Consider the following 15083-nt stretch of genomic DNA (forward strand, 5'->3'; position numbering starts at 1 on the left):
ATTAACCTCGAAACTCAGGAAATTTTGAAACGTCAATCGGCTTAATTTCGATCAATTGTTTAGGTTCATGCTCTAAACTTGGCATCAATCCCATCAACCGTTCTGTATAAGGGTGTTTAGGGGCATCAAACAATTCAAAAACATCGGCATATTCGACTATCTTGCCGCCATACATGACCGCTACATCATCACATATCTCCGCAACGACACCGAGATCATGGGTAATAAAGATAACCGCCATGCCGGTTTCTTCTTGCAGTTCGTTAATCAACTCCAAAATTGAGGCCTGAACGGTAACATCTAGAGCGGTTGTGGGTTCGTCGCAAATCAGGATCTCAGGCTTGCAAGCCAACGCCATTGCGATCATGACTCGCTGTCTCATACCACCAGATAAATTATGTGGGTACTCATCTAAGCGCTTTTCAGGCATTGGGATGCGAACTTTTTTCAACATTTCCAACGCCTGTTCACGACGGGCTTTTCTATCCAAATCAGGTCGATGAAGCTTCAATACTTCCATAAGCTGCTTACCTACCGTATGGACAGGATTGAGTGCTGTCATAGGATCTTGGAAGATGATCGAAATACGATCGCCACGCATGGCATACATTTCATCCGCTGGAAGAGTGACGAGATCTTTGCCTCGATAGAGGATTTCGCCACCAATAACTCGTCCATACGGCTTAGGTAGCAAGCCCATGATAGACATGGACGTGACACTTTTCCCGCATCCGGATTCGCCAACCAAACCTAGTGTACGTCCTTTTTTTACATCAAAACTTACACCGTGGAGTACTTGTACAGCACCATCATCCGTTTGAAACTCAGTCTCTAAGTTTTTAACGCTTAGAACTACTTCACTGTTCATCTTCCTGATCCTACCTAATTACATCTTGTATCTGTCATCAACAACGGCAACTTTCGGGAATGTCTTACCTGACTTCATCGCTTTCTCAGTTTCCTTTTTGAGCTCTTTATCGATCCAGAAATTTCCGATATCCATTGGATGGAAGATGTTTTCTGTCGCCTTAGTCATTGCTGTTTGAGGTGTTTTCAACCAACGCCAATGAACTGCGCGGGTGTAAGGAACCATGTAACCAGGGACAATAATATTGGCTTCTGCTACGTACTCTTGAATTTGGTGAGAAAGTGCAAAACGTTTCTCTTGGTCAAATTCAGCATCGTATGCTTCGATCAACTTATCTAACTCAGGACTGCTGTAATTGGTATGAGCGTTGGTTTGAGGTTTATTGGCATTGTCTGAATGCAAATATTCCCAATATGCAGGGATTTCACCTGAGCCCATGTTGAGAAATGCCAGTTGATGTTTCTTTTCAAGGATGTATTTAAAGGCTGAAGAGCCATCCACCAGGTTCAAAGTAAACTCCAAGCCAGCTAGTTTAGCTTGCTCTTTTAAGAAGGCGATTCGAGGAGTCCACGATTGGTAGCCGTAAGTAATGGCAAAAGACAATCTTTGCCCTTTTTCGTTCACGCGAATACCATCAGCACCGATTTTGTCGAAGCCTGCTTTCTCAAAATATGCGATGGCTTTTTCTGCATCAAATTCAGGTGCTTTATTGTCTGGTTTGTCATATTGTCCGTGACCGAAACCAAGACCATGAGGCTTACGGGAATAATCGCCACGCATGATGTTCGTGATCATACCGTCATAGTCTGTTGAAAGCATGATCCCCTTACGAACATTGATGTCATCCAGTAGCGGCATAGCAGTATTCATCCACAAACCACCAGCGCCCTGTGGAGCTTGGTTGTAACCCCAAAACTTCTGGATATACCCTTTCTCAAAGCCTTCAGAATCGGCTTTGCTGTGCCAATACTCTGGTAGAATCATATCGAAGAAATCAAGACTGCCTTTTTCGAAATGTTTCAAGGCAATATCTTGATCACGAATGACATTGATGCGAACTTTGTCAACATTGTAGCGGTTTTGATAATAGCGATTACTGTAGCCCCACCAATCCTCGCCAACGTGCTTAAAAGTAACGCGTTTGCCTTTTTCTACATTGTCCATGTAATAAGCGGCTGTAGTGGGTTCTGCCTTAAAGTTAAATGCACGAACAAAGTTGTCTGGCATACCATCTTTATTGTCGTCTTTAGTGCCTTTAAAAAAGTGCTCAGGACGAGGTTGCACACCATTACTTGGCATGTTGATCAGCACCATTAAAGCATCATCACTCTGCGCAGTGGCCGTTTTGATAGCAATGGTGTAGTCGTCATACTTGACAACTTCTTTTATGCTGTTGGTGAAGAAATCGTTATACCAAGGGTCGATGATGTCCTTTGACTGATAATACTTCATCATAAACACATAATCGTCGGCGGTAACACTTTCACCATCAGACCACTTTGCGTTCTTATCCAGCTTGAAGTAGACGGTTTTGTTGTCCGCATCAAAAGCCCAAGAGTCTGCTAATTGAGGAATCCATTTGCCTGTATTAGGGTGACGCTGCGCGAGTTTTGGCGCGCCATCCATGAAGTAATGGCGTAAACCAGAGTTAGCATCAGGACCAACACTTCTCAGTGTCTGAGGAAAACTCACCATATAGGTCGTTAGCGTACCGCCACGTTTGGCCTCTTCTGAAGCAAATAGCGGCTCGTTTTTATTCGTTAACCAATTAAGGTCACTAGGCAGAGATTGTGCGAATGTCTGAAAACTCAAAGCAGACAAAGCGGCTAATGTAGCGAGACTTACTTTTGTGTATTGCATCTGTGTATCTTCCTTGAAACTGATACTTATACGTATCGAGTAAATTTCTTTGGATCAAAGGCTGCGCGAATTGCTTCACCAATAAAAGTCACCATAACTAATACCGCTACGATAGACGTAACGACAGATGACACGATCCAAGGAGAGTCTAAGTTCGATTTACCTTGTTGTAATAATTCACCCCAACTTGGTGTTGGTGGCATTAGGCCTAGCCCTAAATAGTCTAAAGCGGTTAGCGCTGTAATGTTACCCGCAATGGTGAACGGAGCTAGGGTTACTATCATCACCATTGTATTCGGCAAAATATGGTGCAATAGAATTCGCATAGTCGAGGCACCTAGCGCTTTCGCAGCCATGACATATTCTCGAGCAGATTCTTTATATGTCATGGTACGCATGTACCAAGTCATCCCCATCCAGCCAAATAACACGTTTATAGCGACAAATAACGCGAAGGTTGGTTGGGTGATAGAAACGAGAATCATAATGACATAGAGGAACGGCACCATAGACCATATTTCAATCAGCCTTTGGACGAACAGATCAAACTTGCCACCAAAGAATCCCATTGCACAACCGACTACGGTGCCAATCGCATAGGATATCGCCATCGTAACTAGCGCAAATCCCATCGCAGTTCTAAAGCCATACACCAAGCGCGCTAAAATATCTCGTCCGATGACATCAGTCCCTAGATAATGCTTCGTCTCTGCATTGGGCGCGGTTGGAGGAAAGTCACCCGAGAAATCTTGTTCGTACGGATTCCAAGGAACAATTGGCATGAGTACAAAGTTGCCTTCATCCGCTTGGGCAAACTTTTTCTGCAGCACACGATAATCCGCTTCACTAGCATAATCCAAACCGAAATCTGTTCCTGAACGTACATCACTAATCACAGGGAAAAACCAATCCCCTTGGTACTTTACGATAAGAGCTTTGCTATTAACTAATAACTCAGCGAATAGAGACAGAACCAGTAAAGTAGCGAGAACAATAAATGACCAATAGCCACGTTTAATATTCTTGAACGCCTTAATTTTCTTTTGAGTTAATGGGCTTACAGTAAACATCAGGCACCAAACCTTACTCGTGGGTCAGTTAATGCCACACAAAGATCTGAAAGAATATTGCCCACCATCAACATAACAGCATTAATAGCAACAATACCCATTACAACGGGGTAATCACGCTCAATAATAGATTCGTAACCAAGAAGCCCTATACCATCGATATTAAAAATAACTTCGATCAAAAATGAACCTGTCATAAAGAACAATAGAGAATTACCAAAATGACTTGCGATTGGAATTAAGCTATTTTGCAAAGCATGCTTTTTCACTGCTTTTTTAAAAGGCAGCCCCTTAGAAATCGCGGTACGAATATAATCTGAAGAAAGGTTTTCCATTAAACTATTCTTCATCGTCATTGTTAACGTCGCAAAGTCGCCAATCAAATAACAAATAAGCGGCAAGACTGCGTGCCACATAATATCTTTAAATTGAAGCCAGAAGGTTTCATAGTCGTCAAAGTCATCGCCGACAAAACCACCCATAGGAAACCATTCAAGGTTATAGGCAAAAACGGTGATCAAAAATACGCCAACAACATAACCAGGCAAAGCATAACCAACAAAAATCATTATCGATGATGCAGAGTCAAAAACAGAACCGTGCTTTATAGCTTTGTAATAACCTAAGGGTATGGAAATAAAATAACTGATAAAAAACGTCATGCCGCCATAAAATAAGGAAACAGGAAGACGCTCTGCGATCATAGTCCCAACAGGCTCATAATAGCGTGTGGATTCACCGAAATCTAAGACAAGAAGACGAGTCAACCAATCCCAATAAGCTTCAACAACTGGTTTATCTAAACCGTAGAAAGCGTTTAGCTCTGCCATTTGATCTTCGGAAAGGGCCGAATTGTTACCAGCGACACTGACCGTAGCGCTATCACTGCCAGAATGCATGCTTGCCAGCATACGCTCTACAGGGCCACCAGGCACAAAACGGGTAATGGCAAAAATTAAGATGGTAATGCCAAGAAACGTCGGCACGATTAACGCCATACGTCTGAGGATATAAGATAACACCTACGCTCTAACTCCATGCTGTGACAAATTGATTGCCTTAAGACCACAACGACCTTGTTGCGGCCAAACGATAACTTCTGATGATATATAATCACAAAAGTATCAATAAGTACGTTCTCAGTTACAATCCGCAACATTTGAACGCTCAGTCTTACATATATTTTTTAGTCAATCACACGGTAAAACGTATGAAAGTGTGGTTATGATTACGAATAATTAACACACAAGCATCAATTAAAAACCAAATGTTAGGGTGATATCAAATTCGGCTTTTCTAATATAGAGCGCGTTACGGATACAAACATGCATAGATAGTCGACTCCCATTCACTTTACCGCATAACAAACCCATTCACCGAACCAATAGAAAACTCAACAATCCAAAAGTCATTTGATTTTACTTGCCCTATCAAATAAAAATGCACTCTTTGATAGTCACAAAGAGTGCATAAAAATTCAATATAAATATTTTCATAACGCGCCATTTATTTTGCGACAAGTATCACAATAAAAACAGCATAAGTATCAATCTATGAGCTCAAGCTATTTGGTTAGGCTTGTATTTATAGCTTGCAAGACTGCCGCAGGATCTACTGCCTGCGTAATTGGCCGTCCGATAACAAGGTAATCAGAACCTGCTTGTACCGCTTCAAGTGGTGTCATGATACGACGTTGATCTCCTTGTTCTGAGCCGAGCGGGCGAATACCTGGCGTAACCAATTTAAACTCTTTGCCCAGCTCATTCTTCAGCAGAGAGGATTCTTGAGCAGAACACACAACACCATCCAAACCAGAATTCTTCGTCAACGTAGCTAAGCGAATCACGTGTTCTTGTGGTGCAACGTCCAAACCAATGCCTGCTAGGTCGCTTTGCTCCATGCTGGTGAGTACGGTCACACCAATCAGTAACGGGCGATCTTTACCATAAGGTTCAAGAATCTCACGAGATGCTGTCATCATGCGTTCACCACCACTTGCATGTACATTCACCATCCAGACACCCAACTCAGCTGCTGCTCGAACGGCTTTTGAGCATGTATTTGGGATATCGTGAAACTTCAGATCTAGAAATACAGAAAAACCACGTTTGTGAAGTTCACGTACGAAATCAGGACCAAATAGAGTAAACATTTCCTTGCCTACTTTTAGGCGACATGACGCAGGATCAATTCTATCTACGAAGGCCAGTGCATCGGCTTGATTATCGTAATCCAGTGCGACAATAACTTTTTGGTCGATCATTTCATCTCCTAACTGTTTTTGGTTCTTATTAAATAAAATGTTAAAAAAATGCAGCTGACAGAAACTCTGTCAGCTGCATTGAAACTATTCGCCATCCAATCCTCGGATTGGCTTGATCGTCCCCCACCCTTTACAGGAAGGACAATGCCAATAAAGGGAATGCGTAGAAAAGCCACATTTTCGACATCGGTAATGAGGCTTAATTTTAAGCTGTTCTCCGACCATTGCCTGCAGCGTCGTCAAGCTTTCTTTGGCCCTTCCATCTTCCGCTTCTGCAAGATGATAATCCATCAATCTATAAAAACCTTTCATAGTCGGGTTTTTAATTAATTGTCTTGTTAACAACTCTTGAGCTGCACCAACACTCTCGTGATGTGCAACCAATTGGGCCAGCATTAGCTCAGCAGACACACCTGCTTTTTTACTAATACACGCGCGCAGAAATTCGACAAGTTGATCTTCTTGACCTAGATGGTGGTAACACTCAGCAAGAATAGGCAACGCTTCACTAACGAAATCCGCATCTTGTTCTAGAACATGTTCCAGATACTCGATCGTCTTGCGATATTCTTCCATCTCGAGGTAAATACGTCCAAGAGAAATCGATGCTCTAACACATTTAGGATCTTCTTGCAGTGCTTTTTTGAAATGGCTGATGGACTTGGTTTTATTGCCATCCGCTTGTTCTAACATCGCTAGCTCACACCAATAATGGGCGATGTTTTTTCTAATCGATTTTTTCCCCGTCTTTACTAACAGGTGTGCATAGTGAATCGCTTTATCCCACTCTCGTGTCTGCTGGTAGATTAAGACTAATTGCTGTAAAGCGGCATCACGATGTTCCGGCTCTTCAACTAACTGCTCGAATATTTTTTCCGCGCGGTCCAGAAAACCCGACACCATATAGTCTTTCGCCAACTGTTGTAGCGCGATGTTTTTTTGTTCAATGGTCAAGCCGGAACGAGAGATCAAATTTTGATGTATGCGAATGGCGCGATCAACTTCCCCTCTAGAACGGAAGAGATTTCCTAATGCCAGATGAGTATCAATCGTGTCGTTATCGACTTGAAGCAACTCAATAAAGTGATCTACCGCTTTGTCCGATTGATCAGACAGCAGTAAGTTCAGCCCCGTCACATATTGTTGAGAGATCTGATTGGAGTGCTTCTGCTTGTCATCCTGTGCACTGCGATGGCCCATATACCAACCATACGCAGCGGCAATAGGAAGTAACAAGAAGAGTAATTCAAGCATTAAACCGATTCGCCCTTACGCTTGTTTTTCGACCTGTGTGCTTTGCTTTTTGATCTGTTTGTTTAGCTTTCTGATTTTTAATCGCATCTTAAACTGCAAGCTAGCAAAAATAGCCCATGCTAATGCAAAGCCTGCGACAAACACACCGCCCAGCAAAGTGGACAAATGAAAATCCCCTTTTGCCAGTAAGTAGTTGAAAGTAACAACTTCTTGATTCTGAGAACCTAACGCCAGTGCAATAAGAAAGAGAGCTATTACAGCAATGATTTTTATAATTTTCATCTGTCATCACCTTGAAGATATCAGCCGATACAATTATGCAGGAAAACCCACCTGCCGACCACGGATAATAACAATTATCTGACGATAAAAAAGCGGCATACTCTAGGTATGCCGCTTTTAAATCACGATTTATGTAAATCAGCCAATGTTTACGCGCTCGCGCAACTCTTTACCAGGCTTGAAGTGCGGTACGTATTTACCTTCTAGTTCCACTTTATCGCCAGTCTTTGGGTTACGACCAACACGCGGTTCACGGTAATGAAGCGAGAAACTACCGAAACCACGAATCTCGATACGATCACCGCTTTCTAAGGTTGAAGCCATATGCTCCAAAATATCTTTGACAGCATCTTCTATCTCTTTGGCTGAAAGATGTGTCTGTTCAGCGCAGAGTCTTTCAATCAGTTCAGACTTAGTCATAGTTTCCCTCTTCGAGTCATTTTTATCACTTATTATAGTAAGTAATATCAATTACACCAAATACTTGCTACAAATTGTAGTGAAAAATCCGCTACTTGGATGTAATCCTTTTGGGGAAATTTCATTTAAGCCCCAGCTAAAAGCTAAGCGGCAATATTCAGTGGAATTACTACTACATTCACCATTAAAACTTATAGCAGACTTTCGTGTAAAAAAAAGGAGCCTTTCGGCTCCTTTTTTAAGACGTCTATTATTCGCCTTTAGCTGCTTTGAAAGCGTCAGCCATAGCATTACCAAACGCAGCTTCGTCAGCTTTGTTGATGCTTGCCATTGCTTCTTGCTCTTCAGCTTCGTCTTTCGCTTTGATTGAAAGGTTGATTACACGGTTCTTACGGTCAACACCAGTAAATTTCGCTTCAACTTTATCACCAACGCTTAGGATCAGTGTTGCGTCTTCAACGCGGTCACGTGAAACTTCAGACGCGCGGATGTAACCTTCTACGCCATCTTCTAGCTCGATAGTTGCGCCTTTAGCGTCAACTGCAGTTACAGTACCGTTAACTAGAGCACCTTTCTTGTTGTCAGCAACGTAAGCATTGAATGGGTCGTTTTCCATTTGCTTGATGCCTAGAGAGATACGCTCACGCTCTGCGTCTACTGCTAGAACTACTGCAGAGATTTCGTCGCCTTTCTTGAATTCGCGAACCGTTTCTTCGCCAGCTACGTTCCAAGAAATGTCAGATAGGTGAACAAGACCGTCGATACCACCGTCTAGACCGATGAAGATACCGAAGTCAGTGATTGACTTGATCTTACCAGTTACTTTATCGCCTTTAGCTTGAGCTTCAGCGAATGACTGCCATGGGTTAGCTTTACACTGTTTCAGACCTAGAGAGATACGACGACGTTCTTCGTCGATTTCAAGAACCATAACCTCAACTTCGTCGCCAACATTAACAACTTTAGATGGGTGGATGTTCTTGTTAGTCCAATCCATTTCAGAAACGTGTACTAGACCTTCAACGCCTTCTTCGATTTCAACGAAACAGCCGTAGTCAGTTAGGTTAGTTACGCGACCAGATAGTTTGTGACCTTCTGGGTAACGCTTAGCGATTGCTACCCATGGATCTTCACCTAGCTGCTTAAGACCTAGTGAAACGCGAGTGCGGTCACGATCGAACTTAAGAACTTTAACTAGGATCTCGTCACCAACGTTAACGATTTCAGATGGGTGCTTAACGCGCTTCCACGCCATATCAGTGATGTGTAGAAGACCGTCAACGCCACCTAGATCTACGAACGCACCGTAGTCAGTTAGGTTCTTAACGATACCTTTAACTTCAGAACCTTCTTGTAGAGTTTCTAGAAGCTCGTCACGTTCTACTGTGCTTTCAGATTCGATAACTGCGCGGCGAGATACAACTACGTTGTTACGCTTCTGGTCAAGCTTGATTACTTTGAACTCTAGCTCTTTGTTTTCTAGGTGAGCAGTGTCACGGATAGGACGTACGTCTACTAGAGAACCTGGAAGGAAAGCACGGATACCGTTTAGTTCAACAGTGAAACCGCCTTTAACTTTACCGTTGATGATACCAACAACAGTTGCAGCTTCTTCGTAAGCTTTCTCAAGAACGATCCAAGCTTCGTGACGCTTCGCTTTCTCACGAGAAAGTTGAGTTTCACCGAAACCGTCTTCTACAGCGTCCAGAGCAACGTCTACTTCAGAACCAACTTCAACTTCAAGTTCGCCAGCAGCGTTCTTGAACTGTTCAGCAGGAATTGCAGACTCAGACTTAAGACCAGCGTCAACAAGAACGTAGCCGTTTTCGATAGCTACTACAGTACCTTTAACGATAGTACCTTGTTGGAATTCAGTCTCGTTTAGAAACTCTTCAAAGAGTTGAGCAAAAGATTCAGTCATTTATTTAATCTTCAAAAAATTAAACTTCCATGGGTATCCTACCGCATGGGGTTATTAACTTCGCCAATCATCATCCTTGCGATCGACGTTCTTACCTGCCTGAGTGAAATTACTCAGCCAGCTTAGATTCGATATATTGTAGTGCCTTTTCGACCACTTCGTCGATACTCATCGAGGTGGAATCTAGCACAAGCGCATCCTCAGCAGGGCGTAATGGTGCCACTGGGCGGTTACGATCTCGATCGTCACGCTCTTGGATCTCGCTTAAAAGGTCGTCAAATCTAACATCTAACCCTTTATCTTGCAACTGTTTAAGGCGACGATGTGCACGTTCTTCCGCGCTCGCATCAAGAAAGATTTTGGCTTTGGCATTTGGAAAAACAACCGTTCCCATATCACGGCCATCGGCCACCAAACCAGGAGCCGCTTCAAATGCTCTTTGACGACGCAGTAAAGCTTCACGAACACGGGGTAATGCTGCCACTTTTGAAGCCGCCATGCCCGTTTCTTCTTTACGCAATTCTTTAGAGACATCCTCGCCTTCAAGAATCACTTTAACCAAGTCGCCTTCAGCAACAAACTGTACGTCCAAATGGGTGGCAAGTGGGACTAATGCATCTTCAGACTCTGTGTCTACGCCATGATGAATAGCAGCCAGTGCTAATACACGGTAGATCGCACCAGAATCTAATAATTGAAAGCCGAGTTTCTTTGACAGCAGCATGCAAAGGGTACCTTTACCCGCACCACTTGGTCCATCTACGGTCACTACCGGAGTCTGAGACGACATGTTTTTCTCCACCTTTTGTTTTCTTTCTCGGGTTAATACCCAGTTTCAGAGGCGCGTATTATAAAGGGAATCGCTAATTGGGGCGAGGAGAAATCCCTAAGTAATCGATTACATCGACGATCTTATTGACCACAATGAAAAACGGCGAAAGTAAGAACCTTCGCCGTAATGATGACTGCCTGTGCGTACGCATTAAACAATGGGCTTTTGTCCACGCTCAGCCAGTTTAAGAATCACACTGTCTGCCACTTTTGCCGCGCTACCGGCTAGTTTATCTGCCAGTTTTTTCTTTTGTACATAATGTACTGCCAGCACGGTTTTTTCTTTGCATGCCGCAACAATAAGATCATCAGAAGTCGCAATGTCATCCACTAATCCTAACGCATGGGCCTGCGTTCCAAACCAGTGCTCCCCTGTTGCGACTTTTTCAAGCTCTAATTCAGGACGACGCTCACGAATAAAATCTTTAAACAGATCATGCGTTTCTTCCAATTCTTGCTTAAATTTCTCACGAGCTTTGTCGGTATTTTCACCAAACATGGTTAAGGTGCGTTTGTATTCACCAGCGGTCATTTGTTCAAACTCAATATCATGCTTCTTTAATAGCTTGTTGAAGTTTGGGATCTGGGCAATGACACCGATTGAGCCAACGATGGCAAATGGAGCAGAAACAATTTTATCCGCGACACAAGCCATCATATAACCACCACTGGCCGCCACTTTATCAACTGCAATCGTGAGCGGTAATCCCGCGGCTTTAATACGATCCAATTGTGACGAGGCCAAACCATAACCGTGAACCATGCCGCCGCCAGATTCTAAACGCAGCAATACTTCATCTCCTTCGCCTGCAACGGCTAGAATGGCGGTGATCTCTTCGCGTAATGATTTCACTTCTTTCGCATCGATACTGCCATTGAAATCCAATACAAACAGATGCGGTTCACGCTTGTGATCCAACTTACCTTCTTTGGCGGCTTTTTTTATCTCTTTTTCACGCAGCTTATCTTTTTCTTTTTCTTCCTTTTTCTCCGCTTTATGACGAGCTTTGAGATAAGCCTCATCGTGAAGATAATGCTCTAAGTGTTCAACATTGCTCTTGTGCAACTCCGACAAGTCCGTAATTTCTAACTCGCCTTTAATTGCGGAAGATTTTCCACTCACAGATTTGGCCAGTATGAGTAACACGACAACGGCCACAATAAAGGTAACGACTTTCGCTAAAAACAAGCCGTAATCTAATAAAAATTCCAATGTAATATCCCCTAGAGTGTGAATTGGTGTATTGTAACCATCTTGTCACGATTACCAAGACTTTCCGTTGCATATCTGTTTGATTTTGCAACGCAGGATAGAACAAATAGAAATATAAGGATTGAGCACAGTGGATTATTCAATCTCTACAGATGCCCTGAAAGATAAAGTTATACTGGTGACGGGTGCTGGTGCTGGCATCGGTCGTCAAGCTGCATTGACCTACGCAAAACATGGTGCCACCGTAATTCTCTTAGGGCGCAACGTTAAGAACCTCGAATCCGTCTACGATGAAATAGAAGCCTCTGGTTACCCACAAGCGGCAATCATTCCTCTTGATCTCAAAGGTGCCACCAAACAAAACTACATCGATATGTCTGAAACCATTGAGGGCCAATTCGGTCGCTTGGACGGTTTACTGCATAACGCAGGCGTCTTGGGTACCTTAAGTCCTTTCGATCAAATCAGCGAAGAAGACTTTGATGACATCTTACAAATCAACGTCAAATCCGAATTTTTAATGACCCAAGCGTTATTGCCATTGCTGCGTAAAGCACAAGCAGGTCGCATCATATTCACCTCATCCACCGTAGGCCATTCTGGCCGCGCATTTTGGGGCACCTACGCCATTTCTAAATTTGCGGTTGAAGGGATGATGCAGATCCTAGCCGACGAATTCAGCAATTCTCCAATTCGTGTTAATGCTATTAATCCAGGTGCCACACGCACACGCATGCGTGAAAAAGCCTACCCTGGTGAGGATGCCAATACACTGAAAACACCCGCAGATTTGATGCCGCTTTATCTCCATTTAATGGATCCTGCAACCACCGACGTGAATGGCCAATGCATTGATGCACAACCAAAGCGCTAGCGCAGATTCTCGTTACTTCCACCGATTAGAAAGGCAGCAAACGCTGCCTTTTTTCATTTTCTGTACGATAAAAATCTTGCGCCTTTCTGTTAGTTAAATATACTGTATGTATATACAGGTATTTTATTATGAAGAACATCATTCAGACCTTAAAAAACCAACAGTTGATTTGGCACGCAAATTCAACAAGGTGCGCTAATGAATCTTGTTACCAAACTTCTGGTATTGATGAATTAGATAAACTGCTTGGCGGTGGATTCCCACAGCATGGTGTGGTGGAAATGGAATCTGCACTCGGCATCGGTGAATTACGCTTACTGGCTAATTATCTTAAACAGCAGCAGGATCTGATCGTACTGATCCACCCCCCTGCAGTTTTGAATGCCGCCTTTTGGCGTAATATGGATTTTCCCTTAGCCAATTGTCTCGTGATCCATTCAGTGTCAACCAAAGAAGCATTATGGGCCGCCGAGCAATGCCTAAAAAGCGGAGTGTGCCGTACCGTGCTCCTTTGGCAAGAAGAGATGGAGATTCACCAAGTCAAACGCTTACAAGTGGCTAGCGAGCAAGGGGGTTGTGTACTGTTTATGTTCCGCCCTTATCAATCACATCGCCTTTCTTTACCACTGTCCTTAAGTCTGCGTCTTTCGCCTACCGAGCACGGCATACATGTCGAACTCTTAAAACGCCGAGGAGGATGGGGAAAAGGAGCGGTTGATATTGATTACCACAATCAGTATCCCCACCTGACACTGGCAAGCCAAATCCCAAACCATACTGTCATTCCTTTTCCCGTCGCTATGCAGGGGTGAACATGCATTTATGGTTATATCTGTCGTTTCCTCGACTGCAAACAGACTCTATGCTAGTGACACAACATCCTCTTGCTGTGGTGCATCCTCAGTCACACCAAGTGCTTCAAATAAACGATTTGGCCTCAAATGCGGGTCTGGCTGTCGGTATGGGATTAGCCAGTGCTGCGACTCTTTGCTCCCAGCTACAAGTCATTGTTTATGATGAGAAGTTGGAACATCGCAAACTCAAAGAGATCGCACAATGGCTCTATTTTATGACGGCAGACCTCGTGTTAGATCCTCCGAGTGGCCTATGGGTTCGTGTCAGCCATATGCTGAATCTCTATCAAGGGCTTGATAATTACTGGCACACTCTCAGTGAGCACCTAGCGACACTGGCAGTCAGCTACCACGCTTCGACGGGGTTTTCTCCCCTATCGGCGAAATTACTGGCCAAAGCAGGGCATCCGCTCATTAGCGACAACCAAACTGAGCTACTCACAAAAGTAAAAAAGCACCCACTCACATTTAGCGAATTAAAAGCCACCACTATCGAAAAACTGCAACGTATCGGTATTCATACATTCGATGCATTGCTGACGCTTCCTTTACAAGAGCTCGCACGACGTTTCGATATCGAACTGGTTAATTACATTGGAAAGTTAACTGGTCAACTCAAGCACCCAGTGGACTTTTATCATCCACCTTCTCGTTTTAAACAGGAGTTAGAACTGCTGTTTGAGTTAGACAATGTCCAATGGCTGGAAAAGCCGCTAGAGAAGCTATTTAGGCAGTTAGAGAGCTATCTCACCATTCGTAATAAAACCGCGCATGAGCTGCAACTCACCTTATTTCAACGTAATGACTTAAGCAAGGCTATCTCTTTTCATTCCGCGCAAGGTGAATATCGTAGCCAACAATGGCAAAAGCTCTCCGCTCTAACGTTAGAATCCACGATTCTTCAGGCTCCCGTTACACGTCTGCAGCTAGAGGTCATCCGGGAAGGTGAGCCCAATGCTCACCCTACTGATCTCTTTTCTCATCGAACAGGGCAACTCTCTCGCCTCGAGTTGTACTCACTGTTGCAAGCAAAATTAGGCGCAGATTCCATAGCCACTTTGGGCTTGAATCATGATCCTAGACCTGAAAAAGCAACCCGTTACCAATCAACATTAACAGAACCCCCAAGCGAAGAGATTGAATGCCGACTACTACGCCCAAGTTTTTTACTCCCTGCTCCTGAGCCTTTGCAACATCATGTTTCTTTGATACATGGCCCTGAACGTATTGTCAGTGGCTGGTGGGATGGCGATGAGATCATGCGCGATTATTTCATTGCGAGAACCGAGCAAGGCCAGTGGCTTTGGGTATTTCGCGATCAAAAAAAGCAGTGGTTTTTACACGGTTTATTTTGTTAAGCAATTAAGGTCGTT

Annotated in this window: 14 protein-coding genes; 3 read left to right on the plus strand and 11 right to left on the minus strand. The window is 43.6% G+C overall.

Going from position 1 to position 15083, the window contains the following annotated elements:
* Position 1 precedes the first annotated feature (1 nt).
* From VV1_RS14105 to sohB, 11 genes are all read right to left on the minus strand, one after another.
* Complete coding sequence (locus VV1_RS14105; protein ID WP_011080789.1) at positions 2 to 868, minus strand: ABC transporter ATP-binding protein; 867 nt, start codon at positions 866 to 868, stop codon at positions 2 to 4.
* An 18-nt stretch (positions 869 to 886) separates the two neighbouring features.
* Positions 887 to 2728, minus strand: a complete 1842-nt coding sequence (locus tag VV1_RS14110) for an extracellular solute-binding protein (protein WP_011080790.1) — start codon at positions 2726 to 2728, stop codon at positions 887 to 889.
* 26 nt (positions 2729 to 2754) lie between these two features.
* Positions 2755 to 3798, minus strand: coding sequence for an ABC transporter permease (locus VV1_RS14115; protein WP_011080791.1), 1044 nt, complete (start codon positions 3796 to 3798; stop codon positions 2755 to 2757).
* Entirely contained in the window at positions 3798 to 4820 is a 1023-nt protein-coding gene (locus VV1_RS14120; RefSeq protein WP_011080792.1) for an ABC transporter permease subunit, read from the minus strand. Before VV1_RS14120 ends, VV1_RS14115 begins: the two co-directional genes overlap by 1 nt.
* A 542-nt stretch (positions 4821 to 5362) precedes the next feature.
* The gene (gene pyrF, locus VV1_RS14125) at positions 5363 to 6061 is read right to left on the minus strand and encodes an orotidine-5'-phosphate decarboxylase (protein ID WP_011080793.1); all 699 of its coding nucleotides are present in this window, start codon (positions 6059 to 6061) and stop codon (positions 5363 to 5365) included.
* Positions 6062 to 6145: 84 nt separating this feature from the next.
* Entirely contained in the window at positions 6146 to 7315 is a 1170-nt protein-coding gene (gene lapB / locus VV1_RS14130; RefSeq protein ID WP_011080794.1) for a lipopolysaccharide assembly protein LapB, read from the minus strand.
* Positions 7316 to 7330: 15 nt separating this feature from the next.
* Positions 7331 to 7597, minus strand: coding sequence for a LapA family protein (locus VV1_RS14135; protein WP_011080795.1), 267 nt, complete (start codon positions 7595 to 7597; stop codon positions 7331 to 7333).
* A 138-nt stretch (positions 7598 to 7735) separates the two neighbouring features.
* Complete coding sequence (gene ihfB / locus VV1_RS14140; protein ID WP_011080796.1) at positions 7736 to 8017, minus strand: integration host factor subunit beta; 282 nt, start codon at positions 8015 to 8017, stop codon at positions 7736 to 7738.
* 250 nt (positions 8018 to 8267) lie between these two features.
* Positions 8268 to 9938: a 30S ribosomal protein S1 gene (gene rpsA / locus VV1_RS14145; protein WP_011080797.1), complete on the minus strand. Its 1671-nt coding sequence runs from the start codon at positions 9936 to 9938 to the stop codon at positions 8268 to 8270.
* A 109-nt stretch (positions 9939 to 10047) separates the two neighbouring features.
* Positions 10048 to 10728, minus strand: a complete 681-nt coding sequence (gene cmk, locus VV1_RS14150; protein WP_011080798.1) for a (d)CMP kinase — start codon at positions 10726 to 10728, stop codon at positions 10048 to 10050.
* 192 nt (positions 10729 to 10920) lie between these two features.
* Positions 10921 to 11982 carry a protease SohB gene (sohB, locus tag VV1_RS14155; protein ID WP_011080799.1) on the minus strand — a complete coding sequence of 354 codons (1062 nt, stop codon included), beginning with the start codon at positions 11980 to 11982 and terminating at the stop codon, positions 10921 to 10923.
* Positions 11983 to 12112: 130 nt separating this feature from the next.
* On the opposite strand from sohB, the gene VV1_RS14160 reads away from it, so the two are divergent.
* The 3 genes from VV1_RS14160 to VV1_RS14170 all read left to right on the plus strand — a co-directional run bounded on the left by VV1_RS14160 (position 12113) and on the right by VV1_RS14170 (position 15068).
* Positions 12113 to 12856: a YciK family oxidoreductase gene (locus VV1_RS14160; RefSeq protein ID WP_011080800.1), complete on the plus strand. Its 744-nt coding sequence runs from the start codon at positions 12113 to 12115 to the stop codon at positions 12854 to 12856.
* A 128-nt stretch (positions 12857 to 12984) separates the two neighbouring features.
* Positions 12985 to 13668, plus strand: coding sequence for a translesion DNA synthesis-associated protein ImuA (gene imuA / locus VV1_RS14165; protein ID WP_011080801.1), 684 nt, complete (start codon positions 12985 to 12987; stop codon positions 13666 to 13668).
* 2 nt (positions 13669 to 13670) lie between these two features.
* A complete protein-coding gene (locus VV1_RS14170; protein ID WP_011080802.1) occupies positions 13671 to 15068 on the plus strand; it encodes a Y-family DNA polymerase in 1398 nt (465 codons plus the stop codon).
* Positions 15069 to 15083: the final 15 nt, after the last annotated feature.

The sequence above is a fragment of the Vibrio vulnificus CMCP6 genome, assembly GCF_000039765.1.
Classification (GTDB): Bacteria; Pseudomonadota; Gammaproteobacteria; order Enterobacterales; family Vibrionaceae; genus Vibrio; species Vibrio vulnificus_B.

Bases quoted from the DNA above. Each gene is read 5' to 3' on its own strand.
- ihfB (WP_011080796.1), bottom strand. From the start codon at position 8,017: ATGACTAAGTCTGAACTGATTGAAAGACTCTGCGCTGAACAGACACAT.
- VV1_RS14170 (WP_011080802.1), top strand. From the start codon at position 13,671: ATGCATTTATGGTTATATCTGTCGTTTCCTCGACTGCAAACAGACTCT.
- VV1_RS14105 (WP_011080789.1), bottom strand. From the start codon at position 868: ATGAACAGTGAAGTAGTTCTAAGCGTTAAAAACTTAGAGACTGAGTTT.
- pyrF (WP_011080793.1), bottom strand. From the start codon at position 6,061: ATGATCGACCAAAAAGTTATTGTCGCACTGGATTACGATAATCAAGCC.
- imuA (WP_011080801.1), top strand. From the start codon at position 12,985: ATGAAGAACATCATTCAGACCTTAAAAAACCAACAGTTGATTTGGCAC.
- lapB (WP_011080794.1), bottom strand. From the start codon at position 7,315: ATGCTTGAATTACTCTTCTTGTTACTTCCTATTGCCGCTGCGTATGGT.
- rpsA (WP_011080797.1), bottom strand. From the start codon at position 9,938: ATGACTGAATCTTTTGCTCAACTCTTTGAAGAGTTTCTAAACGAGACT.
- VV1_RS14115 (WP_011080791.1), bottom strand. From the start codon at position 3,798: ATGTTTACTGTAAGCCCATTAACTCAAAAGAAAATTAAGGCGTTCAAG.
- VV1_RS14135 (WP_011080795.1), bottom strand. From the start codon at position 7,597: ATGAAAATTATAAAAATCATTGCTGTAATAGCTCTCTTTCTTATTGCA.
- VV1_RS14110 (WP_011080790.1), bottom strand. From the start codon at position 2,728: ATGCAATACACAAAAGTAAGTCTCGCTACATTAGCCGCTTTGTCTGCT.
- cmk (WP_011080798.1), bottom strand. From the start codon at position 10,728: ATGTCGTCTCAGACTCCGGTAGTGACCGTAGATGGACCAAGTGGTGCG.